General features: G+C 64.1%; 24 protein-coding genes and 1 riboswitch. Of the genes, 12 read left to right on the top strand and 12 right to left on the bottom strand.

What is annotated here, in order from left to right; all coding sequences use genetic code 11:
- The first annotated feature begins 112 nt into the window (after nt 1-112).
- Nucleotides 113-832 carry an SDR family NAD(P)-dependent oxidoreductase gene (locus AB5Y94_RS17495; protein WP_368206229.1) on the top strand — a complete coding sequence of 240 codons (720 nt, stop codon included), beginning with the start codon at nt 113-115 and terminating at the stop codon, nt 830-832.
- On the opposite strand, the gene AB5Y94_RS17500 is transcribed toward AB5Y94_RS17495, so the two are convergent.
- Both AB5Y94_RS17500 and AB5Y94_RS17505 read right to left on the bottom strand, forming a co-directional pair.
- Complete coding sequence (locus tag AB5Y94_RS17500) at nt 819-2885, bottom strand: tRNA(Met) cytidine acetyltransferase TmcA (RefSeq protein WP_368206230.1); 2067 nt, start codon at nt 2883-2885, stop codon at nt 819-821. The two genes, AB5Y94_RS17495 and AB5Y94_RS17500, sit on opposite strands and share 14 nt — an antisense overlap.
- On the bottom strand, nt 2882-3193 hold the full coding sequence (locus AB5Y94_RS17505) for an HlyU family transcriptional regulator (protein ID WP_368206231.1): 312 nt from the start codon (nt 3191-3193) through the stop codon (nt 2882-2884). Before AB5Y94_RS17505 ends, AB5Y94_RS17500 begins: the two co-directional genes overlap by 4 nt.
- Before the next feature lie 137 nt (nt 3194-3330).
- Here AB5Y94_RS17505 and AB5Y94_RS17510 point away from each other — a divergent pair, with 137 nt between their 5' ends.
- The 4 genes from AB5Y94_RS17510 to AB5Y94_RS17525 all read left to right on the top strand — a co-directional run bounded on the left by AB5Y94_RS17510 (nt 3331) and on the right by AB5Y94_RS17525 (nt 7014).
- Nucleotides 3331-3537, top strand: a complete 207-nt coding sequence (locus tag AB5Y94_RS17510; RefSeq protein WP_017779074.1) for a bacterioferritin-associated ferredoxin — start codon at nt 3331-3333, stop codon at nt 3535-3537.
- A 142-nt stretch (nt 3538-3679) separates the two neighbouring features.
- Nucleotides 3680-4159 carry a bacterioferritin gene (bfr, locus tag AB5Y94_RS17515; RefSeq protein ID WP_005314068.1) on the top strand — a complete coding sequence of 160 codons (480 nt, stop codon included), beginning with the start codon at nt 3680-3682 and terminating at the stop codon, nt 4157-4159.
- Between the two features lie 202 nt (nt 4160-4361).
- Nucleotides 4362-6467: a DUF885 family protein gene (locus tag AB5Y94_RS17520; RefSeq protein ID WP_368206232.1), complete on the top strand. Its 2106-nt coding sequence runs from the start codon at nt 4362-4364 to the stop codon at nt 6465-6467.
- A gap of 88 nt (nt 6468-6555) precedes the next feature.
- Nucleotides 6556-7014 (top strand): methylglyoxal synthase, encoded by a 459-nt coding sequence (locus AB5Y94_RS17525; protein WP_005305534.1) that lies wholly within the window; start codon nt 6556-6558, stop codon nt 7012-7014.
- A 59-nt stretch (nt 7015-7073) separates the two neighbouring features.
- Here AB5Y94_RS17525 and AB5Y94_RS17530 read toward each other — a convergent pair whose 3' ends face one another.
- Nucleotides 7074-7661 (bottom strand): superinfection exclusion B family protein, encoded by a 588-nt coding sequence (locus AB5Y94_RS17530; RefSeq protein WP_005305531.1) that lies wholly within the window; start codon nt 7659-7661, stop codon nt 7074-7076.
- A gap of 194 nt (nt 7662-7855) precedes the next feature.
- Nucleotides 7856-7962, top strand: a riboswitch (yybP-ykoY riboswitch).
- Between the two features lie 89 nt (nt 7963-8051).
- Here AB5Y94_RS17530 and AB5Y94_RS17535 point away from each other — a divergent pair.
- Nucleotides 8052-9038: a sodium:calcium antiporter gene (locus tag AB5Y94_RS17535; protein WP_043158789.1), complete on the top strand. Its 987-nt coding sequence runs from the start codon at nt 8052-8054 to the stop codon at nt 9036-9038.
- Between the two features lie 85 nt (nt 9039-9123).
- On the opposite strand, the gene ansB is transcribed toward AB5Y94_RS17535, so the two are convergent.
- From ansB to AB5Y94_RS17550, 3 genes are all read right to left on the bottom strand, one after another.
- On the bottom strand, nt 9124-10182 hold the full coding sequence (gene ansB / locus AB5Y94_RS17540; RefSeq protein ID WP_368206233.1) for an L-asparaginase 2: 1059 nt from the start codon (nt 10180-10182) through the stop codon (nt 9124-9126).
- A 131-nt stretch (nt 10183-10313) separates the two neighbouring features.
- On the bottom strand, nt 10314-10508 hold the full coding sequence (locus tag AB5Y94_RS17545) for a heavy-metal-associated domain-containing protein (RefSeq protein WP_005305523.1): 195 nt from the start codon (nt 10506-10508) through the stop codon (nt 10314-10316).
- 100 nt (nt 10509-10608) lie between these two features.
- Nucleotides 10609-11559, bottom strand: a complete 951-nt coding sequence (locus tag AB5Y94_RS17550) for an AEC family transporter (protein WP_368206234.1) — start codon at nt 11557-11559, stop codon at nt 10609-10611.
- Between the two features lie 139 nt (nt 11560-11698).
- Here AB5Y94_RS17550 and treR point away from each other — a divergent pair, with 139 nt between their 5' ends.
- From treR to AB5Y94_RS17580, 6 genes are all read left to right on the top strand, one after another.
- Nucleotides 11699-12646 (top strand): trehalose operon repressor TreR, encoded by a 948-nt coding sequence (gene treR / locus AB5Y94_RS17555; RefSeq protein ID WP_065017247.1) that lies wholly within the window; start codon nt 11699-11701, stop codon nt 12644-12646.
- Nucleotides 12647-12837: 191 nt separating this feature from the next.
- The gene (gene treB, locus AB5Y94_RS17560) at nt 12838-14268 is read left to right on the top strand and encodes a PTS trehalose transporter subunit IIBC (RefSeq protein WP_019840679.1); all 1431 of its coding nucleotides are present in this window, start codon (nt 12838-12840) and stop codon (nt 14266-14268) included.
- A gap of 68 nt (nt 14269-14336) precedes the next feature.
- Entirely contained in the window at nt 14337-15998 is a 1662-nt protein-coding gene (gene treC / locus AB5Y94_RS17565; protein ID WP_368206235.1) for an alpha,alpha-phosphotrehalase, read from the top strand.
- Nucleotides 15999-16628 carry a sugar O-acetyltransferase gene (locus tag AB5Y94_RS17570; protein WP_017766448.1) on the top strand — a complete coding sequence of 210 codons (630 nt, stop codon included), beginning with the start codon at nt 15999-16001 and terminating at the stop codon, nt 16626-16628.
- Between the two features lie 342 nt (nt 16629-16970).
- Nucleotides 16971-17303, top strand: coding sequence for a hypothetical protein (locus AB5Y94_RS17575; protein ID WP_017779082.1), 333 nt, complete (start codon nt 16971-16973; stop codon nt 17301-17303).
- Between the two features lie 428 nt (nt 17304-17731).
- Nucleotides 17732-18829 (top strand): PotD/PotF family extracellular solute-binding protein, encoded by a 1098-nt coding sequence (locus tag AB5Y94_RS17580; protein ID WP_258118582.1) that lies wholly within the window; start codon nt 17732-17734, stop codon nt 18827-18829.
- A gap of 8 nt (nt 18830-18837) precedes the next feature.
- On the opposite strand, the gene AB5Y94_RS17585 is transcribed toward AB5Y94_RS17580, so the two are convergent.
- The 6 genes from AB5Y94_RS17585 to AB5Y94_RS17610 form a co-directional block, all read right to left on the bottom strand.
- Nucleotides 18838-19605, bottom strand: a complete 768-nt coding sequence (locus AB5Y94_RS17585) for a BPL-N domain-containing protein (RefSeq protein WP_279485227.1) — start codon at nt 19603-19605, stop codon at nt 18838-18840.
- 78 nt (nt 19606-19683) lie between these two features.
- Nucleotides 19684-20307: a GNAT family N-acetyltransferase gene (locus tag AB5Y94_RS17590; RefSeq protein ID WP_368160157.1), complete on the bottom strand. Its 624-nt coding sequence runs from the start codon at nt 20305-20307 to the stop codon at nt 19684-19686.
- A gap of 264 nt (nt 20308-20571) precedes the next feature.
- Nucleotides 20572-22002, bottom strand: a complete 1431-nt coding sequence (locus tag AB5Y94_RS17595; RefSeq protein WP_368206236.1) for a gamma-aminobutyraldehyde dehydrogenase — start codon at nt 22000-22002, stop codon at nt 20572-20574.
- 29 nt (nt 22003-22031) lie between these two features.
- The gene (locus tag AB5Y94_RS17600; RefSeq protein WP_017779087.1) at nt 22032-22850 is read right to left on the bottom strand and encodes an ABC transporter permease; all 819 of its coding nucleotides are present in this window, start codon (nt 22848-22850) and stop codon (nt 22032-22034) included.
- Nucleotides 22840-23808 carry an ABC transporter permease gene (locus AB5Y94_RS17605; protein ID WP_368206237.1) on the bottom strand — a complete coding sequence of 323 codons (969 nt, stop codon included), beginning with the start codon at nt 23806-23808 and terminating at the stop codon, nt 22840-22842. The genes AB5Y94_RS17600 and AB5Y94_RS17605 overlap by 11 nt, the downstream gene beginning before the upstream one ends.
- Nucleotides 23805-24818: an ABC transporter ATP-binding protein gene (locus AB5Y94_RS17610; protein ID WP_368206238.1), complete on the bottom strand. Its 1014-nt coding sequence runs from the start codon at nt 24816-24818 to the stop codon at nt 23805-23807. The genes AB5Y94_RS17605 and AB5Y94_RS17610 overlap by 4 nt, the downstream gene beginning before the upstream one ends.
- Nucleotides 24819-24828 lie beyond the last annotated feature (10 nt).

The raw sequence follows: 24828 nt of genomic DNA on the forward strand, positions 1-24828 counted from the left end.
AAGATCGCCTCCATAACCGCTTGATCCCGCAGGCTGGAAGGCGCGTATCAGCCTATCAGGAAAAGCGCGGGGCGATGGAGAAGGCCATCACACTCGCCGCAAGGGGGGAGTCATGGAAGAGAGTGTCGTGGTGATCGGTGCCGGCGGTGGGCTGGGGAGCGCCCTGGTGGCGCACTGGCTGGCGGCGGGTGCTGCCTCCGTTATCGCCATCAGCCGCCAGCCGCAACCGGCGGGGCTCGACAGCAACAAGCTGCACTGGCTGCGCTGCGATTACAGTGATGAACAGCTGGCAGAGGCGGTGGCCCGCATCGGTGAGCTGGCGCCGAGGCCGCGCTGGCTGGTGATCTGCAACGGCCTGCTGCAGCAGGGAAGCATCCGGCCGGAGAAGCGGCTCGAGGCGCTCAACCTCGAGGCCATGACCCAGCTCTACCAGACCAACGCCCTGCTGCCGCTGCGCTGGATCAGCCGGCTGCTACCCCTGCTGGGGTCTGGCCCCTGTACCCTGGCGGTGCTCAGTGCCCGGGTCGGCAGCATTGGCGACAACCGCATCGGGGGCTGGTATGGCTATCGCGCCGCCAAGGCAGCCCTCAACATGCTGCTCAAGTGCGCCGCCATCGAGCTCGCCAGACGGGCGCCCGGCGTCAAGCTGCTGGCGTTTCATCCGGGCACGGTGGACACCCCGCTCTCGCGGCCGTTTCACGGCAACCTGGCCGCCGGCAGCCTGCACAGCCCGCAGCAGGCTGCCGCGCATCTGGTGACGCTGATGGCGCGGCTGACGCCGGATGGCGAACTGAGCTACCTCGACTGGCGAGGCGAACCTATCGAGTGGTAGCGGGCGGCAACAGCCGGGCCAGCAGGCCGCGCAGCGCCTTGATGACCGCCGGCTTGCCCGCCAGTTGCAGCCTGGCCGCCAGTGTTCCCCAGTCGGCATATTGCCAGATGGTGGCGATCAGCAGTTGCCGCTCGGCGGGGTCAAGCTGTGCCAGTTGTGTCAGGTTGCCCGCCAGCCAGCGTTGCAGGCTGGGTTGGCACAGCTCGAACGGCTTGTGGTGGTGGGCAAAGCAGGCCAGCTCATCCTGATCAAACTCATCGAGCCCGCTCGAGCTGGCCTCCGCATCCTGCAGGCACTGCCACACCAGCTCGGATTCAAGGGTTTTCAGCTCACCCGCCAGCAGGGTGGGCAGCTGACGCACGAAGCGCTGGTGCCAGTCGGCCAGCTCGGCGGCGCGGGCCGGTTTCAGCGCCTTGAGCAGCAGGGCGGCGTGGCTGCCGCTGGCGGCATCCCGCTGCAGGCCGATGCGCAGTACCCTGAGCCCGGCCTTGCGCCAGAAGGGCAGCAGATCGGCGCTGGCCGAGAAGGCGGAGCCCAGATAGTCGAGCCCTGCCGCCTGATAATGTTGTTCGAGGCGGGTTAGCAGGAGCGACCCCAGCCCGTGGCGATGGAGAGTCGGGTGGATGGCGATGCGCATCACCCGGGCGTAGCTGCGCGTACCTGCGGTCTTGAAGCCGGCGTGCGCCAGCAGCGACTGGGGCAGCAGATGGCCGCGCGGGCGCCGGCGCCCGGCCCAGATCGCCTCGGCCAGCTCAGGATCTATCTCTCCTTCCCGGGCCACCAGCGCCACCCCGAGCAGATGCGGACCCTGCTCCAGCAGGTGGATGTCGAGGGCGGGGCTCTCCAGCAGGTAGCGCAGATCGCTCGGCGTGGTCTGGTAGTGGGCCAGCACCAGCAGGCCGAACACCCGATGGAGCAGCCCCTCGTCGGCAGCCAGTGCATCCTGCTCGAGCCGGCGCCAGCCAGGCTGGGTGGGCGCTGGCGGCGTCTCGACCTCGGCGTTGAGGCCGAGCAGTCGGAACACCAGCGGCTCCAGCGGATCCCGGCTGCTCCAGCGGATCGGCTCGGCCAGGTGGATCTCCTGCCAGCCGGGTGTCTCGCGATCAAGTACCCGCTTGAAGCGCAGGTGAAAACCGCGCCCGGTGCCCTCGTAGCCGTGCTCCGTGGTGGCGAAGACGATGCGACCGTGGCGGGCCAGCATGGCCTCCAGCAGCGGGGTGGGAATGGCGGCGGCTTCGTCCACCAGCAACAAGTCGGGCTGCAACGGCTCGTGCACCAGCCGATCCGGCGAACAGTAGCTGAGCCCTGCCAGCAGTTGTGGTACGTCTTCAAGGACACGAGCTGCGCGGGCAAACAGGGTGGTGACCGTGGCCTGGGAGGGGGCCGTCACCACGATTTGCAGATCGGGTTGCTGGCGCAGCAGCTCGGCGGCGGCCAGCCCCAGCAGGCTGCTCTTGCCGCGCCCCCGATCCGCGCTCAATACCAGCGGGCGGCGGCGGTGACCGTGCAACACCTTGTGGATGGCGGGCAGGGCGCGGGCCTGATCGCAGCTCAATGGCCGCGCCGGCCCAACCGGCTGCCACGGGGTTGTCGTAGCAGGAGGGGCTAGCTCGAGGGCAGGGTCGCCCGCAAGCTGCCGCACCAGCCGGGCGAGAAAGCCGTGGCCCGCCAACACCATGTCTTCCGGTTGTGCCACCAGCCGAACCCGGTCCGGATCCGGCCAGGCAGGCCATTGTGCTCGCGGCGGGGTCAGCAGCAGCAGCAGGCCTCCCGCCCGCAAGGTGCCCGCCAGCGCCCCGAACGCATCGGGGTGAAAACCGCTGAACGCATTGAACACAAGCGTGTCGCACTCCTGACCGAGTCGCTGCAGCGCCTTGGCCGCCGGTTGCGGGTGGTGCTCGCTCGGGCCATCTCCCAGCCAGTAGCTGACGCCGCTTAGCAGCGCCTCGGCTCGGGAGATGCAATCGGCCTCGTCACCTTCCAGCCAGATCAGCCGCCGTTCACCGGCGCGGGCCAGCGCCTGGCGCAGCTCGTCGAGTGCCGCCGGCATCATGAGGCGGTGCTGTCGGCCGGTTTGCGGGGCTCAAACATGCGATCCCCCATCTGGCCGATGAAGGTGTGCGCCTTCTGCACCATGAAGCGCTCCGCATCGGCGGGGTTGGCAAACAGATCGGAGCGGATGAAGCGGTGGGTCTGCAGCACGCCGTCCAGCTCCTTGGTGATGCGGCCAGCCAGCCGATACTGACCCCCTTCGGCCATGGGCTCGGGATAGATGAGGTAGCCGGCGTACTCGGTGGGGGTGACTTCGGCGGCGGGAGCGGGCTGGCCGCTAAACAGGGCAGTGAACAGTTTCTTGAGCATGATATTTCCCTCAGTGACAGGGCATTGTCACCAAGGGGTTGATGGCTGGCAAGCGGGGGATCTTATTACCAATCGTTATTTGCACTACGAACCATTCTCATTTAGATTTCATGGCAATCCAGCATGAGGTAAACACTATGTACGTCTGTTTGTGCCGCGGCATCACAGATTCCCAGATCCGCAAGGCGGTACAGGCAGGCAAGACCGAGTTTCGCCAGCTCAAGCAGTCGCTCGACGTCGGCGCCCAGTGTGGCAAATGCGTGCGCATGACCATGGAGATCATCGCCGCCGAACTCGACAAGGCCGAGCTGGAGCAGGTGCCGCTCTACTACGAGGTGGCCTGAGCAGAGCCCGTCGCCGGCAAAACCGGCCCGTCTTTTCAATCCCTTCCCGCTGGCGAGCAAGCTCGCCGGACCTCTTGTTGTCATCTTTCTGGACTAAGCTCTAAGGATCTAAGCCTCAGGCACGAACCAAGGAGCACTGTCGATGAAAGGAGATCCCAAGATCATCGCCCACCTCAACAAGGTGCTGGCCAATGAGCTGATAGCCATCAACCAATATTTTCTGCATGCCCGCATCTATGATGACTGGGGCCTCAAGGCGCTCGGGCACAAGGAGTATCACGAATCCATCGATGAGATGAAACACGCCGACGAGCTGGTCAAGCGGGTGCTGTTTCTGGAAGGGCTGCCCAACTTGCAGGATCTGGGCAAGCTGCGCATCGGCGAGACGGTGGAGGAGATGCTGCGCTGCGACCTGTCGCTGGAGATGGATGCCATCCCGGATCTGAAGGTGGCCATCGCCTATGCCGAGTCGGTGCAGGATTACATCAGCCGCGACCTGTTCCAGGATATTCTGGAAGACGAGGAGGAGCACGTGGACTGGCTGGAGACCCAGCTCGATCTCATCGATCGCATCGGGCTGGAGAACTATCAGCAGTCCCAGCTGCATCACGGCTCGTCCTGAATAGTTATGGCATGAAAAAACGATTAAAAAACCCGCTCAGGCGGGTTTTTTAATGTCCGTCTGCATAGCTTTTCATGGGCCTTATCATCATGAAAAGTAAGCTTATTTTTGTTAATCATGTCGCAGAAAAGCGAGCAGGAGAGGTGCACTATTGGAACCCCTTTTCGGGGGCAAACAATAACAACGGTTAAAGGACTACACCATGCACTTCTTGTCCAACAAACTGGCGCTGGCTTGTGCCATCGCACTCTCGCTCGCTGCCTGCAATGACAACAGCTCCAACGCGCCGGCGGATCCCGCCGCCACCAAGACCTCCCTGATGCAGACCATGGACGAGGCCCTGCGCGAGAGCCAGGCGCTCGACCCCTACGGTTTTGCCATCGATGCCGCCAGCATCGCCAAGCGCAAGACCCTCGACAGCGCCCTGCTCAAGCGGCTGGATGCCCTGGACGCGAGCGTGCTGAGCGAACGGGACCGGTTGTTCTACGACATGATCCGCTGGGATCTGCAGATCAACCTGACCGGTTACGATCTGCCCCAGTCCCAGATCCCGATCCACCACTTCAGCAACCGGGTGGTTGATCTGGTCGATGAGGTGGGGGCCGCCCCGGCCAGCGGCAAAGCTGCCCGCACCGTCGAGCCCGGCTTCGACTACTTCGAGCAGAGCTCGGCCGAGCGGGTCGCGCCGGGGGATGCCACCTGGCGGCGCGACATCGATCGCCCGGCAGCGGCACCGGTTGTGGCCAGCAAGGCGAGGGTCGCCACCGCACCACTGGCCTGGTATCAGGAGCATCTCAGCTGGCTCAAGGCCTATGACGGCTACCTTGCCGAGGTGAAGCACCAGTTCGAACTGGGCAGCGCCCAGGGCAACACCCTGCCGGACGAGCTGGTGGACCGGCTGCTGGCCCAGCTCGACAGCAAGCTGGAGGGCGAGGCGATCGCCGGTTCCTACCTCGGCTGGCAGCAGCTGCCGGGAGAGGCGGACGAGGCGCTGCGCACCGAGTACAAGGGGGTGCTGGACAGCATCAACGGCCGCTATCTGGCGCTGCGCGACTACCTGGATTACCAGCATGGCGGCGCCTATGCGGTGCGCCTTGGCAGCGGTGAGTGCGACGACGGCTTCTGCGGCATGACCAACGGGCGCGACTGGTATCGCTGGCTGCTGAAGAAGCACACCACCACCGACATGACGCCGGAGCAGGTGCATGAGCTGGGGCTGAGCGAGGTGGCGCGGATCTTCGGCGCCATGGTCAAGGTGTGCCATACCCTCGGCAAGTGCGACAGCGACGACGTGGCCCAGAGCAAGCAGAGCGGCCAGATCTACGCCTTCTTCCGCTACCTGAACGAGCCGGCCTTCTTCTATCAGAACCCGCTGGCGGTCTGGTCGGCCGGCCTCAACCCGGACAATGCAGCCGGGGCGACCCTGAGCGGGTCGCAGCAGCAGGCGCTGGCCGAGCACGAGCGGGCACTGCAGGAGTACAACGCCTTCAAGAGCAAGGCCGCGCTGGTGCTGCCGGACTTCTTCGATGCCGAGCGCACCATTCCCAAGCTGGATTACGAGGTGGTGCCCGTCTCCTATAAGGACGCGCCATACGGCGGGGTGGCCTGGTATCAGGACGGCAACCCGCAGACGGGCCGCAAGGGGCGCTTCTTCCTCAACACCTACTACCCCTATGGTCTGCAGAGCTGGAACATCAGCACCCTGCTGGCCCACGAGGCGGCGCCGGGTCACCACTTCCAGATCACCATCGCCCAGGAGCTGGCCGCCAAGGATCCCGACTTCCCGCAGTACGTGGCGAACGCCTCCTACACCGCCTATGCGGAGGGCTGGGCACTCTACACCGAATACCTGGCGGATCACGACATGGGGCTCTATCAGGGGCGCGGTCTCTACGATCCGGCGGTGGGAGACGTGAAGGTCGAGGGCTCGTCCGCCTTCAACAACCAGCTGCAGTACTTCGGCCGCCTCAACGAGGAGATGCTCAGAGCCATGCGGCTGGTGGTGGATACCGGCATCCACTGGTATGGCTGGAACCACGACCAGGCCGCCAGCTACATGAAGGAGAACTCGGCGCTGGGGGACGGGGACATCAGCTCCGAGGTGCCGCGCTACATGGCCTACACCGGCCAGGCGACCTCCTACAAGGCGGGCCAGCTGGCGCTGATCCGGATGCGGGAGTCGGCCGAGCAGGCGCTGGGCGCAGGCTTTGACCTCAAGGCGTTCCACCACCATGTACTGGAATACGGCATGCTGCCCATCTCGGTGCTGGAGCAGAAGAACAAGCAGTGGATTGAACAGTCGAAGTGATCACAGTTACGGCGCCCGGCAAGGCAACGGGCGCCGCTTTCGATTAGGATACGGCTCTATTCAAACAACAATGCTACGGATGATGTCCATGGAACAGATCGCCCGTGAGATGGCGCCCCACAAGCGAGTGGCGCTGGTGGCTCACGACAACATGAAGACCCCCCTGCTGAACTGGGTGATGCGGCGCAAGGAGGAGCTCAAGCTCCACCACCTCTACGCCACCGGCACCACAGGCACCATGCTCGGCAAGCAGGCACAGCTGCCCATCACCTGTCTCTTCTCCGGCCCCATGGGGGGCGACCAGCAGCTTGGCGCCCTGATAGCCGAGGGCAAGATCGACGTGCTGATCTTCTTCTGGGATCCCCTCAATGCGGTGCCCCACGATCCGGACGTGAAGGCCTTGCTGCGCCTCGCGGCAGTCTGGAACATCCCGGTTGCCACCAACGAGGCGACCGCCGACTTCATCATGGACAGCCCCCACATGCGCCAGGCGTTCAGCGTGCAGATCCCGGACTACGCCGGGTATCTCAAGGCCAGAACCCAGTAACGGGCAGAAACGACAGAGCCGGCCACAGGGCCGGCTCTTTTTATTGGCGGGAACGACGATCAGCGCTGGAAGCTTTTCTGCGCGAACTTGGGTCTGGCGTTCATGATCTGCTCCACCTGCTCGTCACTCATCTTGCCGCGCGACAGCCCCAGCACCTTGTAGGTGAGCAGCGGGCGGGCCGGCAGGGCGATCATCAGGGCGCGGATCTGGTTCTCGTCCTCTTTCTCCCGGGCCGGCTTGCCGTAGGCGTAGGTGAGCACGCCGGCATCCATCAGGTTTTTGACGGCGGGCTCGGTGATCGGCAAGTTTATGACGCTTTTACGTTGCAGCACGAACTCCCGCAGCACCGCCTTCTCGTTGAAGTCGAGGAAGGAGATCATCTGGGCCAGCTGATCCTGCTGACGGCGCGACTGCCACTCGTCACAGGCCCACTCCCAGGCGATCAGGAAGCCCTGACTGCAGAAGTAGGAGATGGCGATCAGCATGCCGACCCCGAGCCAGGCGGCGTGTGTGGCGGCCCACTGGCTGACGGCCCCCTGCATCAAACCGGCCGGAAACAGCAGAATGATGCTGCAGCAGAGCAGCAGCCAGACCATCAGCCAGTTGAGGCGGTTCAGTTGATAGAAATGTTGGATCCACCGTTTCATCGTTCACCCTTCCCAAATCAGTGTGGACAGTAGTCATCTCATAGCAAACGGTGTGCCAAGGCGAGGAACTCACCGGCATTGGAGTGGATCCGGATGGCAAAGCCGGTGGGGGGACGGTTACATTCCCTTACAACTTGTTGAGTCAATGATCATTAATTTGCCTTGTGGGGTGGCGGTCAACTTGGTAAAAAGCCCGCACTGTCATAGGGGAGTAGCAACCCGCCCGTGATCCGGGCAGGGCTCATGTCAACATTCTTGGATCTTCAGATCCATGGCATGGGCGGCGATGGCATCCATCGCTCTGCAAGACCTTTGGCCTCGATATGCAAGCCAGCCGGGCGAGCCGTATCGGGTCCATTGGTTGTTCTGCTCGCCTGGCGGTTACTCATCATGCTGATCACCCTGCTGTTATTTCTGTTCTCTGCCGTCACCATCTATCTGGCCTGCGAATATTTCGTCAATGGCATCGAATGGACCGGCCACCACTTCAAGTTATCCCAGAGCGCCACCGGCTCCCTGCTGGCGGCCCTCGGCACGGCCCTGCCCGAATGCATCGTCACCCTGACCGCCTTGCTGATGGGGGATGCCCCCGCTCAGCAACAGATAGGCATAGGTGCCGCCCTCGGCGGCCCGCTGGTGTTGGCCACCATAGGTTATGCCGCCGTCGGCGTGACCCTGCTGCTGTGCATGAGCCGGGAGCACAGGGCCATCGATGGCGAGGTGCAGCGCGAGATAGGCCGTGATCAGGCCTGGTTCGTCGGCATCTTCCTGGTGGCGGTGGCCCTCGGCATGGTGGCCTTCACCGGTAAAACCTGGCTGGCTCCGCTGTTCGTGCTGGTGTATCTGGTCTATGTGCGGCGCGAGCTGAAACAGACCGACAGCCACGAGGTCGAGCTGCCAGAGCCCCTCAAGCTGGATCCGGGCGCCGAGATCCCGGCGCTCGGCAAGGTGCTGCTGCAAACCCTGGTGGCGCTGGTGGTGGTGGCGCTGGCGGCCCAGCTGTTCGTTCACCAGCTGGAGAGCATGGGCGAGCTGTTCGGTCTCTCGCCGGTGCTGGCGGCCCTGTTGCTGAGCCCGGTGGCGACCGAGATGCCCGAGCTGATGAACGTGCTGATCTGGGTGCGACAGGGCAAGCACCGGCTGGCGCTGGCCAACATCTCGGGGGCCATGATGATCCAGGGCACCATTCCCAAGGCGTTCTGCCTGTTGTTCACCCCCTGGCTGCTGGACAGCACCATGATGGTCTCCTCGCTGGTGACGCTGCTGGCGGTCGTGCTGTTGTGGTGGGGGTTCAGTCGGGAGCGGATGACGGCGGGCAGGCTCGCCTGGGTGGGGTTGATCTATCTTGGCTTCTGCGGCTGGCTGATCATGGGCTGACGTGCCATTTGTCACGAGCAAGGGCGGGATAGTATCCCGCCTTTTTTATGGTCATTCCCTCTGCCGGCCGAGGCCGGCAGGGAGATCAGAACTGCTGGAACCAGCGCTGGATCTGGGCCGGATCCTTGCTCTGGGTCAGGGCGAGCATCAGCAGCACCCGCGCCTTCTGCGGGTTGAGGGTCTCGGCGGCAACGAAGCCGTACTTGGCGTCATCGATCTCGGCATCCAGAGTGGTGGAGCCGGTCGGCACGCGGGCGGAGCGCACTACGCGGATGCCGTCCTTGCTCGCCTTGGCCAGGGTATCGAACAGGGTGTGGTAGAGGTTGCCGTTGCCCACCCCGGCGCTGACGATGCCGTCGAACTTGGCATCCACCAGGGCCTTGGCCGGCAGATCCGAGGCGTTGGCGTAGCTGTAGACGATGCCGACCTGGGGCAGCTTGTCGAGCTTGCTCACGTCAAACGGGGTCTTGCTGGTGTGCTGGCGGGCCGGGCTGCGCTGATAGTCGATCTTGCCGTTGTGGATGTAGCCGAGCGGGCCGAAGTTGGGGGAGGCGAAGGTCTGCACCCCTGTGGTGTTGGTCTTGGTGACGTCGCGGGCATCGAGCACGGTGTCGTTCATCGCCACCATGACGCCACGCCCCTTGGAGGCGGGGTCAGAGGCGGTCACCACGGCGTTGTAGAGGTTCATCGGGCCGTCGGCGCTCATGGCGGTGGAGGGGCGCATGGCGCCGACCAGCACCACCGGCTTGTCGCTTTTGACGGTCAGATTGAGGAAGTAGGCGGTCTCTTCCATGGTGTCGGTGCCGTGGGTGATGACGATGCCATCCACGTCATCCCTGGCCAGCAGCTCGTTGGCCCGCTTGGCAAGCTTCAGCCACACCTCGTCGTTCATGTCCTGGGAGCCGATCTTCACCACCTGCTCACCCTGCACGTCGGCCACGTTCTTCATCTCGGGCACGGCGGCGATCAGCGTCTCGATGGCCACCTTGCCGGCCTCGTAGTTGGACTGGGTGGCGGACTGCCCCGCCCCGGCAATGGTGCCGCCGGTGGCCAGGATATGGACGTTGGGCAGGGCCATGGCCATCGGGGAGAGGGTCAGGCCGAGGACGGCGGCGAGCAGGGTCTTGCGGATCGGGAGAGTCATGCTGCAATTCCTTCTGGGTGATAAAAATTGCAGCAAGTTTGCGCTTTCTGTTGCAGGGGTTTGTGATGACTCTCACCAAAAAACAGCTGGGTACAGAATTTTAACCTGTTTTCTACCTATATGGAGATAATTTAACTCGCCGAGAAGCCTTTGGTTTCGATCAGGGCGATCAGCTCGGCTTTGCTCAGTTCGCTCTCGATGATGGCCTTGCTGCTGGCAAAGTCGACGCTGGCGCTGCTGACGGCAGGCTGGGCCAGCAGGGCTTTTTGCAGGCTGGCAGCGCAGCCACCGCAGGACATGCCGGAGACGGTGAGTTCGATGGTCATGGGATATCTCCTCTGTTGATTGAGAGTCAGCGTAAAGCTGCCGCCCGCGGCAAGGTCAAGGGGGTGATGAAGGGGTGAGGGTCAGCACGTTTGCTGCTGGCTAGCCCATCAGCCCCAGGTAGTTCATCAGGGTAGCGCCCAGGCTGGTGGTGACGAGCGAGCCTAGCGTGGTGGTGGCGATGATGTTGGCCGCCAGGGCGCTGTCGCCCCCCATGGCGCGGGTCATCACATAGCTGGCGGCGGCGGTGGGGGTGGAGCTGATGAGAAACAGGATGCCAAGGGCCTGCGGGCTGAAGCCGAGCGCCCAGGCGCCCATCACCAGCAGCACCGGGATGCACAGCAGCCGGTTGGCGGTGGCCCAGCCGGTCAGCAGGGCGCCGCCGCGCAGGGCCTTGAGGTTGAGGCTGGCGCCGGTGCAGAGCAGCGCCAGCGGCAGGGTCATGTTGGCGAAGTAGTTGCCCGTGGTGATCACCAGCTGGGGCAGCTCGATGCCGAGCAGGCCGAACGGCAGGGCCGCCAGGATGGCGATGATCAACGGGTTTTTGGCGATCCCCCTGAGGATCGGTTTGATCCCCTTGCTGCCCCCCAGGCTGCGGGTCAGGGTGATCACCGCAAGCACGTTGTAGAGCACGGTGACCGAGCCCACCAGCAGGGCGGCGGCGCCGATCCCCTCGGCGCCGTAGGCGTTCTGCACATAGGCCAGCCCCATGATCCCCATGTTGCCGCGAAAGCTGCCCTGCACGAAGATGCCGCGCTGGCGCCGCTCCAGGATGAAGCGGGCCGCCAGCAGCTCCAGCACCAGAAAGCCGGTGAGGGTGCCAAGCAGGCCGTAGACGATGAGCCAGGGGCTCGGCATGGTGGAGAAATCGGTGCGCACCATGCTGAGAAACAGCAGGGCCGGCAGGGTGACCTGAAACACCAGGCGGGAGGCGGACTCGACGAAGCTGTCCGGCAGCAGGCCCAGCTGCTTGAGCCAGATGCCGAGCAGCAGCACCACGCAGATGGGGCCCGTGATGGAGAGGGAGAAGTGCAGACTGGCCAACAGATCCATGATGCGCGTCCTGTGCGATGGCGGGTGGCACGGCATGCGCCGGCGCCAAAAGGGCATTCTAACGCCATGGGCTTGTATTCACAGGGGTTAATCACAACAATGTGGGCAATTCCACCGCCGAGCCCCTGTGAGCCACTTCATGGACAAAAAACTGACCATCCTCGATATCGCCCGACTCAGTGGTGTTGGCAAGTCGACCGTCTCCCGGGTGCTCAACCAGGATCCCAAGGTGAAGCAGGCGACCCGCGAGCGGGTGGAGCAGATCATCGCCGAGCACGGCTTCGTGCCGAGCAAGTCGGCGCGGGCCATGCGCAGCCAGAGCCAGCAGGTGGTGGGGATCATCGTCTCGCGGCTCGACTCCAGCTCGGAAAACCAGGCGGTGCGCGGCATGCTGGAGACCCTCTACCGGCGCGGCTACGACGCCGTGCTGATGGAGAGCAAGTTCTCCCCCGCCAAGGTGCAGGAGCATCTGGCGGTGCTGGAGCGGCGCGGGGTGGATGGCATCATTCTGTTCGCCTTCAACGATCTGGACTATGCCGCCATGGCGCCGCTCAGGGAGAAGCTGGTGCTGGTGGCCCGCGACCATCCCGGTTTCTCCTCGGTCTGTTTCGACGATGCCGGTGCGGTGCGCACCATGCTGGACCAGCTCGCTAACCGCGGCATTCGCGAGATTGCCTACCTGGGGGTGGACACTGCCGACCTCACCACCGGCCAGCGCCGACTCGATGCCTACCTCGGCTACTGCGCCGAACAGGGGCTGACAGCGCGCAGCGCCCTCGGCGATCTCAGTCTGCAGAGCGGCTACCGGCTGGCGGCTGAGCTGCTTACCCCGACCACGGGCGCCCTGGTCTGCGCCAGCGACACCCTGGCCATCGGTGCCGCCAAGTACCTGCAGGAGCAGGGGCGCAGCGAGGTGTTGGTGACCGGCCTTGGCAACAACCCCATGCTCTCTTTTCTCTTCCCCAACGCCCTCAGCCTGGATCTCGGCTACAAGGGGGCGGGGGAGCAGGCCGCGCGCCAGCTGCTCGGCCAGATCGAGCAGGATCTGCCCCCGCTGGCGACCATAGCTCCCTGCCACTCTTTGTGAACGCCATCACCTAGCGCCGCACAAAAAACGCGCTTTTTGTGACCTCGACCACGAATTGGGAACGTTCCCATTTTGATCTGGACCAATTGGCGGCATGCTAAATGGGAACGATACCAAAAACGCTCGGGTCCACAGACTGGCCCAAAAGGGCGACGCAGACCAATATCAATGGAGTCACAGAGGGAAGGCTCATGTCCAAGATCAACGCACAACATCTGGCCACGCTCATCGACAAGATCGGTGGCAAGGAGAACATCGCAACCGTCAGCCACTGCCTGACCCGGTTGCGCTTCGTCCTCAACGATCCGGCCAAGGCCGACAGCAAGGCCATCGAAACCATACCTGCGGTGAAGGGGAGCTTCACCCAGGGCGGCCAGTTCCAGGTGGTCATAGGCAACGAGGTGGAGCAGTGGTACAAGGCGCTGACCGAAGAGATCGGCGTCAGCGGCGGCAGCAAGGAGGCCGCCAAGCAGGCCGCGCGCCAGAACATGAACCCGCTGGAGCGGGGCATCTCCCACTTGGCGGAGATCTTCGTGCCCCTGCTGCCGGCCATCATCACCGGCGGTCTGATCCTGGGCTTTCGCAACGTCATCGGCGACATCAAGATGTTCGACGATGGCACCCACACCCTCACCGAGATCAGCCAGTTCTGGGCTCAGGTGCACGCCTTCCTCTGGCTGCTGGGTGAGGCTATCTTCCACTTCCTGCCGGTGGGCGTCTGCTGGTCTGCGGTGAAGAAGATGGGCGGCTCCGAGATCCTGGGTATCGTGCTCGGTATCACCCTGGTGTCGCCCCAGCTGATGAACGCCTACGGCATCGGCCAGCAGACTCCCGAGGTGTGGGACTTTGGTCTGTTCGTCATCCAGAAGGTGGGTTATCAGGCGCAGGTCATCCCGGCCCTGCTGGCGGGTGTCTTCCTCGCCTGGGTGGAGACCAATCTCAAGCGGATCATCCCGGCCTACCTCTACCTGGTCATAGTTCCCTTCATCTCCCTGCTGCTGGCGGTGATCGTGGCCCACGCCTTTATCGGTCCGTTCGGTCGCTGGCTGGGTGACGGCGTCGGCTTTGCCGCCAAGGCCGCCATGACAGGTTCGTTTGCCCCCATCGGCGCTGCCCTGTTCGGCTTCCTCTACGCGCCCCTGGTCATCACCGGTATCCACCACACCACCAACGCGGTGGATCTGCAGTTGATGCAGAGCATGGGTGGCACCCCGATCTGGCCGCTGATCGCCCTCTCCAACATCGCCCAGGCGTCTGCGGTGGTCGGCATCATCCTGATCAGCCGCAAGGAGAACGAGCGGGAGATCTCGGTGCCTGCCGCCATCTCCGCCTATCTGGGGGTGACCGAGCCGGCCATGTACGGTATCAACCTCAAGTACAAGTTCCCCATGCTGTGCGCCATGGTGGGCTCGAGCCTTGCGGCCCTCATCTGCGGCTTCGCCGGGGTAATGGCCAACGGTATCGGGGTAGGGGGCCTGCCGGGCATCCTCTCCATCCAGCCGCAATACTGGGCCGTCTATGCTATCGCCATGCTGGTGGCCATCGTCGTGCCAATCGTGCTGACTCTGCTGGTTTACCAGCGCCAGCAGGCGGCCGGCAAGCTGGCTCAGGCCAGCGCCTGACTCCACGCATCAGGGCGACCCGCCGGGGTCGCCCTCTCCCTTTTTCATTCGAGACAAGAGCAAGACCCATGAGCCAAACACCCTGGTGGCAGAGCGCCGTGATTTACCAGATCTACCCCAAGAGTTTTCAGGACAGTGGCGCGCGCGGCACTGGCGATCTCAAGGGGATCATGGCCCGCCTCGACTATCTCAAGACCCTCGGCGTCGACGCCCTCTGGCTGACCCCGGTGTACGTCTCGCCGCAGGTGGACAACGGCTACGACATTGCCGACTACCTGAATATTGATCCCGCCTACGGCACCATGGCCGACTTCGAGGCGCTCTTGGCCGCCGCCCACGCGCGCGACATTCGGATCGTGATGGACATCGTCGTCAACCACACCTCCACCGAGCACGCCTGGTTCAAGTCGGCGCTGGGGGACAAGAACAGCCCCTACCGCGACTACTACATCTGGAAAGACCCGGTGGAGGGTGGTGTGCCCAACAACTGGCAATCCAAGTTTGGCGGCAGCGCCTGGGAGCTGGATAAGGCCACCGGCCAGTACTACCTGCATCTGTTTGCCCGCGAGCAGGCGGATCTCAACTGGGAGAACCCGGCCGTGCGCGCCGAGGTCAAAAACATCATCCACTTCTGGGCGAAGAAGGGAGTGGACGGTTTCCGCCTCGATGTCATCAACCTCATCTCCAAGGATCAGCGCTTCCCGAGCGACGACAGTGGCGATGGCCGCCGCTTCTACACCGACGGGCCGCGCATCCACGAATTTTTGCAGGACGTGAGCCGCGACGTGTTCGCCCCGGTGGGCGCCATGACGGTGGGGGAGATGTCCTCCACCAGCCTGGAGCACTGCCAGCGCTATGGCGCGCTGGATGGCTCCGAGCTCTCCATGGTGTTCAACTTCCACCACCTCAAGGTGGACTACCCCAATGGCGACAAGTGGACCAAGGCTCCGTTCGATTTCCTCGAACTCAAGCGCATCTTCAACCACTGGCAGAGCGGCATGCACGGCAAGGGGTGGTCGGCCCTGTTCTGGTGCAACCACGACCAGCCGCGCATCGTCTCCCGCTTCGGTGACGAGGGCGAACAGCGGGTGGTAGCGGCCAAGATGCTGGCCAGCACACTGCACGGCTTGCAGGGTACCCCCTACATCTATCAGGGGGAGGAGATCGGCATGACCAACCCCGGCTATCAGCGCATCGATGACTATCAGGACGTGGAGAGCCGCAACATCTTCGCCATCAAGCAGGCCGAAGGGATGAGCGAGGCCGAGATCCTGGCCATCCTCGGCGCCAAGTCCCGTGACAACTCGCGCACGCCCATGCAGTGGAGCGCTGCGGCCAATGCGGGCTTCACCAGTGGAACGCCCTGGCTCAAGCCCGCCGCCAACTATCCCGCGATCAATGCCGAGGCGGCGCTGGCCGACCAGAACTCGGTGTTCTGGCACTACCGGGATCTGATCCACCTGCGCAAGGCGCACCCCATCTTCACTCACGGGGATTATCAGGAACTGCTGGCGGGGCACCCGCAGATCTGGGCCTATGCCCGCCGCGCCGACGGTCAGACCCTGCTGGTGGTGAGCAATTTCTACGGCGAGCCGATCAGCTTCGCACTGCCGAAGGAGCTGGCCACCGGCAAGGGGAGTCTGCTGCTTGGCAACTACCCGGATAGCCCGGCCCGGCCGCAATCCTGTATGCTGCGCCCTTATGAATCCCTGATCTGGTTGGTGGAATAGATGACTGACGCAACGACAACGACCCAGCCGGGCTTCCCGGCGCCGCAGCTGGTGCGTGGCCCCGAGTGGCAGAAGATGGTGGCGGGGGAGCCCTATGATGCGGGCAACCCCGAGCTCAAAGCGGCGCGCGAGCGCTGCCGCAGGCTCTATCACACCTTCAACACCCACTGGCAGGAGAAACCGGCGCGCGATGCCCTGCTCCATGAACTGCTGGGCGGCCGCGGCAAGGAGTGCGCCATCAACCCACCCTTCTTTTGCGACTACGGGGCCAACATCTTCGTGGGCGAGAACTTCTACGCCAACGTGGGCTGCACCATCCTCGACGTGTGCGAGGTGCACATCGGCGACAACGTGCTGCTGGCGCCCGGTGTGCAGATCTACACGGCCGCTCACCCGGTGGCGGTGGCGCCGCGCATCAAGGGGGTGGAGTTCGGCAAGCCGGTGCGGATCGGCCACAACGTCTGGATCGGTGGCAGCGTCGTCATCTGCCCCGGCGTCACCATAGGGGACAACAGCGTGATCGGCGCGGGCTCCGTGGTGACCAAGGATGTGCCGGCGGGCGTGGTGGCGGCCGGCAATCCCTGCAAGGTGCTGCGGCCCATGACGGCAGCAGAGTTGGCTGGTGGCTAGTGGTACCGGCCAGCGCGCACTTTCCAACACCAAGGGCAGGTTATCCTGCCCTTTTTCTTGTCCGTCATTGGCTGAACCTGGGATGTACAGCCACTTCAGATTTTTTGAACATCTAGGCCAGTTTATCTCGCTAACAATGACGAGCCTGGATGTTTAATATTCACTCAACGCTTAGGCAGGAACGCCAAGCGGCCAAATAACTGGTCGTTCAAGGCTGTGAGACCTTCAAATAGGAGGTCTGATGTTGGTGAAAGAACTACACACTATTTGAATAACCTCTTGCATGGATGCATTGATTCGGGGCCGTCGGCCCAGGCAATGACATAGAAACCAAGAGAGTGAATGAACATGAAAAACGTAATCAAGATGCTGGCCGTTGCAGGCCTGATGACCGCAGGTTTTGCCCAGGCTTCCGTTCCGGCTGACTTCAACGCCGCCCCGGGTGTGCTGTTTGTAAACTGGCACGCCACCGCAGCCGTCGAAGGCAAGGGCAACCCCATGCTGGAAGTACGTGACGAGTCTGGTGATGTGGTTGCCTCCGTGCACGCCAACCTGATGGGCAGCCAGCAGGTGCAGATCCCGAGCCGTACCCAGGGCAACCTGACCGTGAGTCTGGGTGAGCAGAGCAGCGACTACCGCATTCCGTTCGGTATTGGCAGCGGGCGTCAGCGCTAAGGGATCCCCGGGCAACCGGACACCCACGCGAGACAAGACAGGGAGGCCGAGGCCTCCCTGTCTTCGTTGACAAGCGTCCGACCCGGCTCTGGCCACCGAGCTCAAAGGTGCAAGCCGGCCGTTGATCGCCATACGGCAGATCCTCGGCGCGGCCAGCTCGCATCACACTCTCGCACCGCGAAGCGCGACAGATCCTCTGTTCCGATAGACCGCCTTTCATTTCCCTGCCCGACCATGCCGTCGGTGCCGTGCCGCTTGCACACATTCTGCCTGTTCAACGCATTGCGCGGGTCTGCTTGGCGACATCCGTCCGCTGGCAGCATCCTGCCGCCTGCCGTTTCCCCGTTCGACGGGAGCCTATACTCCCTGAAGAACCTGTTGTGGGAGTGGTGATCATGCGTAGTCTCGTCTTGTTGGCCTGCTGTTGTATGGGGTCGGCCCTGGCTGCCCCGGTGCAGCTCAGGCTGCTGGAGTGGGGATATCTGCCCGCCGGATATGAACAGCAATTTGCCGAGTACGCCAAGCGTGAGGGGGTGGAGGCGACGGTGACCCGGATCGAACCGCTGCTCACCGATTTTGACAGCGTCTATCGTGCTCTGCGCACCCGCAGTGCCGACGTGGTGATGCCGACCAGCTACTTCTACAAGGCGCATCATCAACCCCTCTTCAAGCTGCTGCTGCCCATCGACTTTGCCCGCTTGCGCCATTACCAGGAGGTGAGGCCGGCCCTCAAGAATACCGAGTATGACAAGTTGGGGGAGCGCAACTATTCCGTGCCCTTCTCCTATGCCATGTTCAGCCTGGCTTACGACAGCAAGCAGGAAAGCACCCCGCCCACCAGCTGGCAGGCGTTGGCAGAGCCGGCGCGGCAGGGGCAATTTGCGGTTTTCTGCGATCAGTTTGAGCCCTTGCTCTTCTCCGTACTGCTCTCCCTTGGCAAGTCACCCGCCCTCTTTGCCAGCGGTGAAATGCTGGCCGATAGCCCGTTGCAGAACGAGGTTGAAGGGCAACTGACCCGGCGGCTCAAGGCGAGCCGGGGCTTCTGGTTCAATCAGTCCAATCGGTGCGAGGATCTGCGCCATCAGCGCCTGGCCACCACCTGGGGGCTGGAGCTGGTGGAGTGCAATCGGCAAAACGGTCAGCAGTGGCGCATCGCCATGGTAAGGGAAGGGGCCATCTATGCCCTTGATGCCCTCTCGATTGCGCGGGATGTCGGGGATGATCCGGCCAGGCTCAAGGCGGCCTACCTGCTGATCGATTTCCTGTTGAGCGAACCCCTGCAGAGCCGCATGTTGATGGGCACGCCGACGGTTTCCGGCAGCAATGGATCGGCCCGCCCCCCGCTGACCCCGGAGGAGCAGGCCGTGTTGCCACCGCAGGCCCTGCCTGAATTTGACGAGCGCCTGCTGGTGCCGGCCCTGCCCGCGCACATCAAGAATCGCTACAAGCGGATGGTACAGCAGGCCCTGGCCAGCAGTGGCAAGGAGGGGCTGGCCAAGGTGTGTCCCTGGGATCTGGCGAACTGATGCCGGCGCTAGCGAGGTGTCAGGACGGGGCGATCGGAGAGAAGCTCCTGCACCAGTTGCACGGCCAGGTGGATATTGGACTCCATGGTATCGCCATCCTGCGCATTGGCTTTCCAGCTGGCGGGGGCTTCCGGATGGGGCCCTGAGACGGCCACCTTGCCCCTGCCGTAGGCGCTCATCAATGCGGCGATCCGGCCATCGTCGAAGTAGGCAAGTTCACGCACCGGTTCGGTGCCTGGCTGCAGGGCGAAGGTAGGGCCGGCCTGGTAGTACATGCGGCGCACCTCCCCGAGCCAGCGAATGTCATAGATCTTGGGGGAGAAGTCCCCGTCATAGTCGTCTGACTCGGCAGGCACCAGGCCGAGCGCCTTCACATGGTTGCCCTCGTCGGCCCAGCCCAGCGAGGCGACAAAGGCACCGCCGCAGATCCCCAGATAGCGCCCGCCCTGGCGCAGGTAGCGTTTGAGCGCCCCGGCGATGGCGGGGGTGAACCGATGAACCAGGGGCTCTACGTCATCTTCGGTGCCACCGATGATAAACAGACGGGCGCCCGCCAACTTGGCCGGGAGATCGTCCAGGTTGTCGAGATAGACCACGGGGAGCCCGGCCTGCTTGACCACGGCGGCGATCGCCTCGTTGCTGTCCGGATCGGAGATTGGGCCGTTGTAGATAAGGGCGTAGTCTTGCGGGGTGCCGAGATTGGCCGGCGTCTTGCTCTGGGCCTCGCCGGCGAGGCAGCAGAGCATCACAAGGCTGGACCACAGCAGCCAGCGCACGGGTCGGCTCGCTGATGACCTCAACGCGTGAAGGCCAGGGTGTCGGTTGCTCAACATATCATCTTCCTGTGTGGGTCATCACTGTGGGGGGCAGGCCGACTCATCAGTCGGCCCGGTTGGGGGATGGGGTGAGCCGCAAGTGGCCGGCTCTGTGGGCGCCGCGCAGCCCTGATGGGACCATTCGCTTCGCAGCAGGGCAAACACTACTGTGCCCCACCACTGCCCCTTGAAGTAGCGATGCTCGCGAAAGTGCGCCTCCTGGCGCATCCCGAGCGAGGAGCAGAGCCGTATGGCAGCCCGGTTCCGGGACAGGGTCTCGGCATAGATACGGTGCGCCCCGAGCGATGCAAACCCGAAGCCCGTTAGGGCCGAGGCCGCCTCCTGCATCAGTCCGCGTCCCTGGCTGTGGCGCGCCATGCCGCACCCCATCGAGGCCTGCTGATCACTCTCCAGACGCAGGCAGACTGTGCCGATCAGGGCATTCGTCGCCTTATGCTCTATCGCCAGCTGATAGGCGCGCCGGGGGCGCTCGCCGGCCTGCTCGACAAACAGTCGGGTCAGCTCCCGGTACTTCTGCGCCCGGCCATCCTCCTCGCTGTAGAAGCGCTGATAGCGCTCGTCCTGGATGATGGTCACGAAGGCTGCCTCGTCGTCGAGGCGCATATCGCGCAGCCTCAGGCGTTCGGTCTCAAGGATAAACATGAAGGCCTCCTCCAATGAGCGGCCATTATGGGGCCTGGGATGAGGGAAGGGACAATCCCCAAGCGGGGGGGCGTCTCGGTGGTTGGTCGCACACCTCGCCTCGGCGAGGGTCAGGGGAGTCAATACCGTGCCCCTATTGCCTTATGCGGCGCAGCCGCATCTTCCTTACCCGGTGTATTTCCAAGACGAATGAGCCCTCCCGGCCAGGGAGGGCTCGTGCTTGCCACAGGCCAGGCACTCGGTCGAGCGCCTCCTGATACGCCTCTACAACTTCACCATGATATGCCGCGGCACCGTGTAGTCCTCTAGGGCGTAGAGGGAGAGATCCTTGCCGTAGCCGGACATCTTCATTCCGCCGTGGGGCATCTCGGAGGTGAGCATGAAGTGGGTGTTGATCCAGGTGCAGCCGTACTGCAGGTGGCTGGCCACCTTGCTGGCAAGGCTCAGATCCTTGGTCCAGACCGAGCTGGCGAGGCCGTAGTCCGAGTCGTTGGCCCACTGCACCACCTGCTCGGCGTCTGTGAAGCGGGTCACCGACACCACGGGGCCGAACACCTCCCGGCGCACGATTTCATCCTCCTGGCGGGCATGGGCGATCAGGGTCGGCTCGAAGAAGAAGCCGTTGCCGGGGCGGATCTTGCCCCCCGCCGTCACCTCCACGTGACCGCTGCTCTGGGCCCGCTCCACGAAGCTGGCCACCCGGTTGCGCTGCCGGTCCGAGATGAGCGGCCCCATCTCCACCCCCTCCTCGCGTGGGCCGCCCACCTTGATGGAGGCCACCGCATCCGTCATGGCGGCGACGAACTTGTCGTAGATCTTGCCCTGGGCATAGATGCGGCAGGCGGCTGTGCAGTCCTGGCCGGCGTTGTAGAAGCCGAAGGTGCGAATGCCCGCCACCACGGCCTCCAGATCCGCGTCGTCGAAGATGATGACCGGCGCCTTGCCCCCCAGCTCGAGATGGGTGCGCTTCATGGTGCGGGCGGCGCTCTGCAGGATCTTCTGGCCGGTGGCGATGTCCCCGGTGAGCGACACCATGCGCACCAGCGGGTGCTCCACCAGCGGTGCCCCCACGCTCTCGCCCCGGCCGCAGACGATGTTGATGACGCCGCGGGGGAAGAGCTCGCTGGCGAGCTCCGCCAGGCGCAGGGCGGTGAGCGGGGTCTGCTCGGAGGGCTTGAGCACCACCGTATTGCCGGCGGCGAGCACCGGGGCCATCTTCCAAGCCGCCATCATCAGCGGATAGTTCCAGGGGGCGATACTGCCCACCACCCCGATGGGATCGCGGCGGATCATGCTGGTGTGCCCCTCGATGTACTCCCCCGCCAGCGGCCCCTGCAGGCAGCGGGCCGCGCCGGCGAAGAAGCGGAAGCAGTCCACCACCGCCGGTAGCTCGTCGTTCAGCACCGCCAGATAGGGTTTGCCGCAGTTGAGGGATTCCAGCGCCGCGAACTCCTCGGCGTGGCGCTCGATGGCATCGGCCAGGCGCAGCAGCAGGGTACTGCGCTGGGCTGGAGTGGTGCGGCTCCACTGGGCGAAGGCGCGTTGGGCGCCGTTCACCGCCCGGTTCACCTGCTCGAACGAGGCTTCGGGCACCGAGGCGAGCAGCTCGCCGGTGGCCGGGTTGAGGATGGGCTCGGCCTGGCCGTCACCGGTGACGAACTGGCCGTCGATCAAGAGTTGGGTAGAGAGTTTCATGGTTGCATCCTTGCGCACGCGTTGAGTCGTTATTTGCCACTGCCGGCGACGTCCTGGCCGTCGCGGGTGAGGTAGTAGGCAAGCAGAATGGGAATGGTGGTGAAGGCCACTATGATGAGCGCCACCACGTTGGTGACCGGCCTGTCCCGTGGCCGGATCAGCTCCTGATACATCCAGATCGGCAGCGTGGTCTGCTGGCCGGCGGTGAAGGTGGTGACGATCACCTCGTCAAAGCTCAGCGCAAACGCCAGCATGCCCCCCGCCAGCAGCGCGGTGGCGAGGTTGGGCAGGATCACGTAGCGCAGAGTCTGGAAGCCGTCGGCGCCGAGATCCATCGACGCCTCGATGAGGCTCTGGTTGGTACGGCGAAAGCGCGCCAGGGCATTGTTGTAGACCACCACCACGCAGAAGGTGGCGTGACCGATGACGATGGTCCAGAAGCTGAAGGGGATCTCCATAACCCCATAGGCGGAGCGCAGCGCGATGCCGGTGACGATGCCGGGCAGGGCGATGGGCAGCACCAGCAAGAGCGACACCACCTCCTGGCCGAAGAAGCGGCTGCGGGCGATGGCCCCCGCCGCCAGAGTGCCGAGCACCATGGCTACCAGGGTGGCGAGCCCGGCCACCTCCAGCGACAGCTGGATGGCGCGCCACACGTCGGGGCGGTTCAGGGTCACCTCGAACCACTTGAGGGTGAGCCCGGGGGGCGGGAACTGGTAGCTCTTGCTCTCGCTGGTGAAGGCGTAGAGGAAGATGAACAGGATCGGGAAGTGCAGGAACAGGAGGCCGCCGATGGCCGCGTACTTGAGCAGGCCGGAGGGCTGGTTCGTAGAGGGATTAGAGCGCATCGAAGGCCCCCAGACGTTTTGCTATCGCCAGATAGATGGCAATGATGAGGATGGGCACCAGCGAGAAGGCGGCGGCGAAGGGCAGGTTGCCCGCCGTGCCCTGCTGCATGTAGACCACCTGACCGATGTACATGGTGGAGTTGCCTATGATGCCGGGGATGATGTAGTCCCCCAGCGTCAAGGAGAAGGTGAAGATGGAGCCCGCCACCACACCGGGCAGGGCCAGCGGCAGGATCAGGGTGCGAAAGGTCTGGGCCGGGGTGGCGCCGAGATCGCCGCTCGCCTCGAGCAGGGATCGCGGGATCCGCTCCACCGCCGCCTGGATGGGCAGGATCATGAAGGGCAGCCAGACGTAGACGAACACGATGAAGGTGCCGATGCGGGAAAACGAGAGCGACGGCCCGCCGATCACCGGCAGGGAGAGGATGGCGTCCAGCAGCCAGTCCAGCCCCAGGGTGTCAGCCAGCCAGCTGACGACCCCCTCCTTGGCCAGGATCAGCTTCCAGGCGTAGACCCGCACCAGATAGCTGGACCAGAGCGGCAGCATGATGCCGACGTAGAACAGGGCCCGGGTCTTGCCGCTGGTGTAGCGCGCCATGTAGTAGGCCACCGGGAAGCCGAGCAGGGCGCAGGCCAGGGTTACCAGCAGCGACATGCCGACGGTACGCAGGATCACGTCCAGATTCTCCGCCCGCAGCAGGGCGGCGAAGTTCTGCAGCCCCAGCTCGTGGCGGATCTGGCCGCTGAACTCGTCCAGCCCGAAGAAGGCGTTGGAGAGCAGCATCAGCAGGGAGCCGACATAAATGATGCCGAGCCAGAGCAGGGGCGGCCCGAGCAGGATGGCCAGCAACAGACCTGGCCGCCCGTAGAGCAGGGTGGAGAGGCGCCGCAGCGGCCTGACGCGAACGGAGTCGGTAGCGTGGCTCATGGCAAGGCTCGCACTGTGGGGGGCGCTCATGGTTGAGCTCCCTGGTGGGCGGTGTGCAGACGATGGATCGCCTGTTCCGGCCAGCTGAGGCTGACCCGGGTGCCACGGGGCAGGCGGGCCTGACCCTCGTTGGGGTGGTTGACGATGAGCTCGAGTTGTTCGCCGAGATCGACCCGATAGCGCACGAAGGGGCCGAGATACTCCACCTCGCGCACCTCCCCTGACCAGCCGGGCGTACCGGCCTCGGCGAGGCGGATCCGCTCCGGGCGCACCATTATCTGGCGCTCATCGCCGCACAGGCGGCGGGCCTGCTCTCCCTCGAACAGGTTGACGGTGCCGACGAAGCGGGCGACGAAGGGGGTGGCGGGGGCGTCGTAGATGGTGTCCGGCGCGGCGATCTGCTCGATCTTGCCCTGATTGAAGATGCAGATGCGGTCGCTCATGGAGAGCGCCTCCTGCTGATCGTGAGTGACGAAGATGAAGGTGATGCCGAGTTGGCGCTGCAAGGCTTTGAGCTCGAGCTGCATCTGCTCGCGCAGCTTGAGGTCGAGCGCCCCGAGCGGCTCGTCCAGCAAGAGGATGCGCGGCTGGTTGATCAGCGCCCGGGCGATGGCGATGCGCTGGCGCTGGCCGCCGGAGAGCTGGCCGGGCTTGCGGTTGCCGACGCCGGGCAGGCGCACCAGCTCCAGCATCTCATCTACCTTGCGGTAGCGCTCCGTCTTGGCCACGCCCTTGAGCATCAGGCTATAGCCTATGTTGTCGCGCACATCCATGTTGGGAAACAGGGCGTAGTCCTGAAACACGGTATTGAGGTTGCGGTCGTAGGGGGGCACGGTGGAGCAGGGCTCACCGAACAGCCGGATCTCCCCCTCGCTCGGGTATTCGAAGCCCGCAATCATTCGCAGGCAGGTGGTCTTGCCGGAACCGCTCGGCCCCAGCAGGGTGAAAAACTCGCCGGCCGGGATCTGGAAGGAGATGTCGTCGACCGCCTTCACCTCGCCATAGTGGCGGCTGACCCGGTCAAATTGTACGGCGTTCATGGGACGTCCT

Origin of the sequence: Aeromonas sp. s5 (assembly GCF_040907865.1) — a bacterium.
Classification (GTDB): domain Bacteria; phylum Pseudomonadota; class Gammaproteobacteria; order Enterobacterales; family Aeromonadaceae; genus Aeromonas; species Aeromonas dhakensis.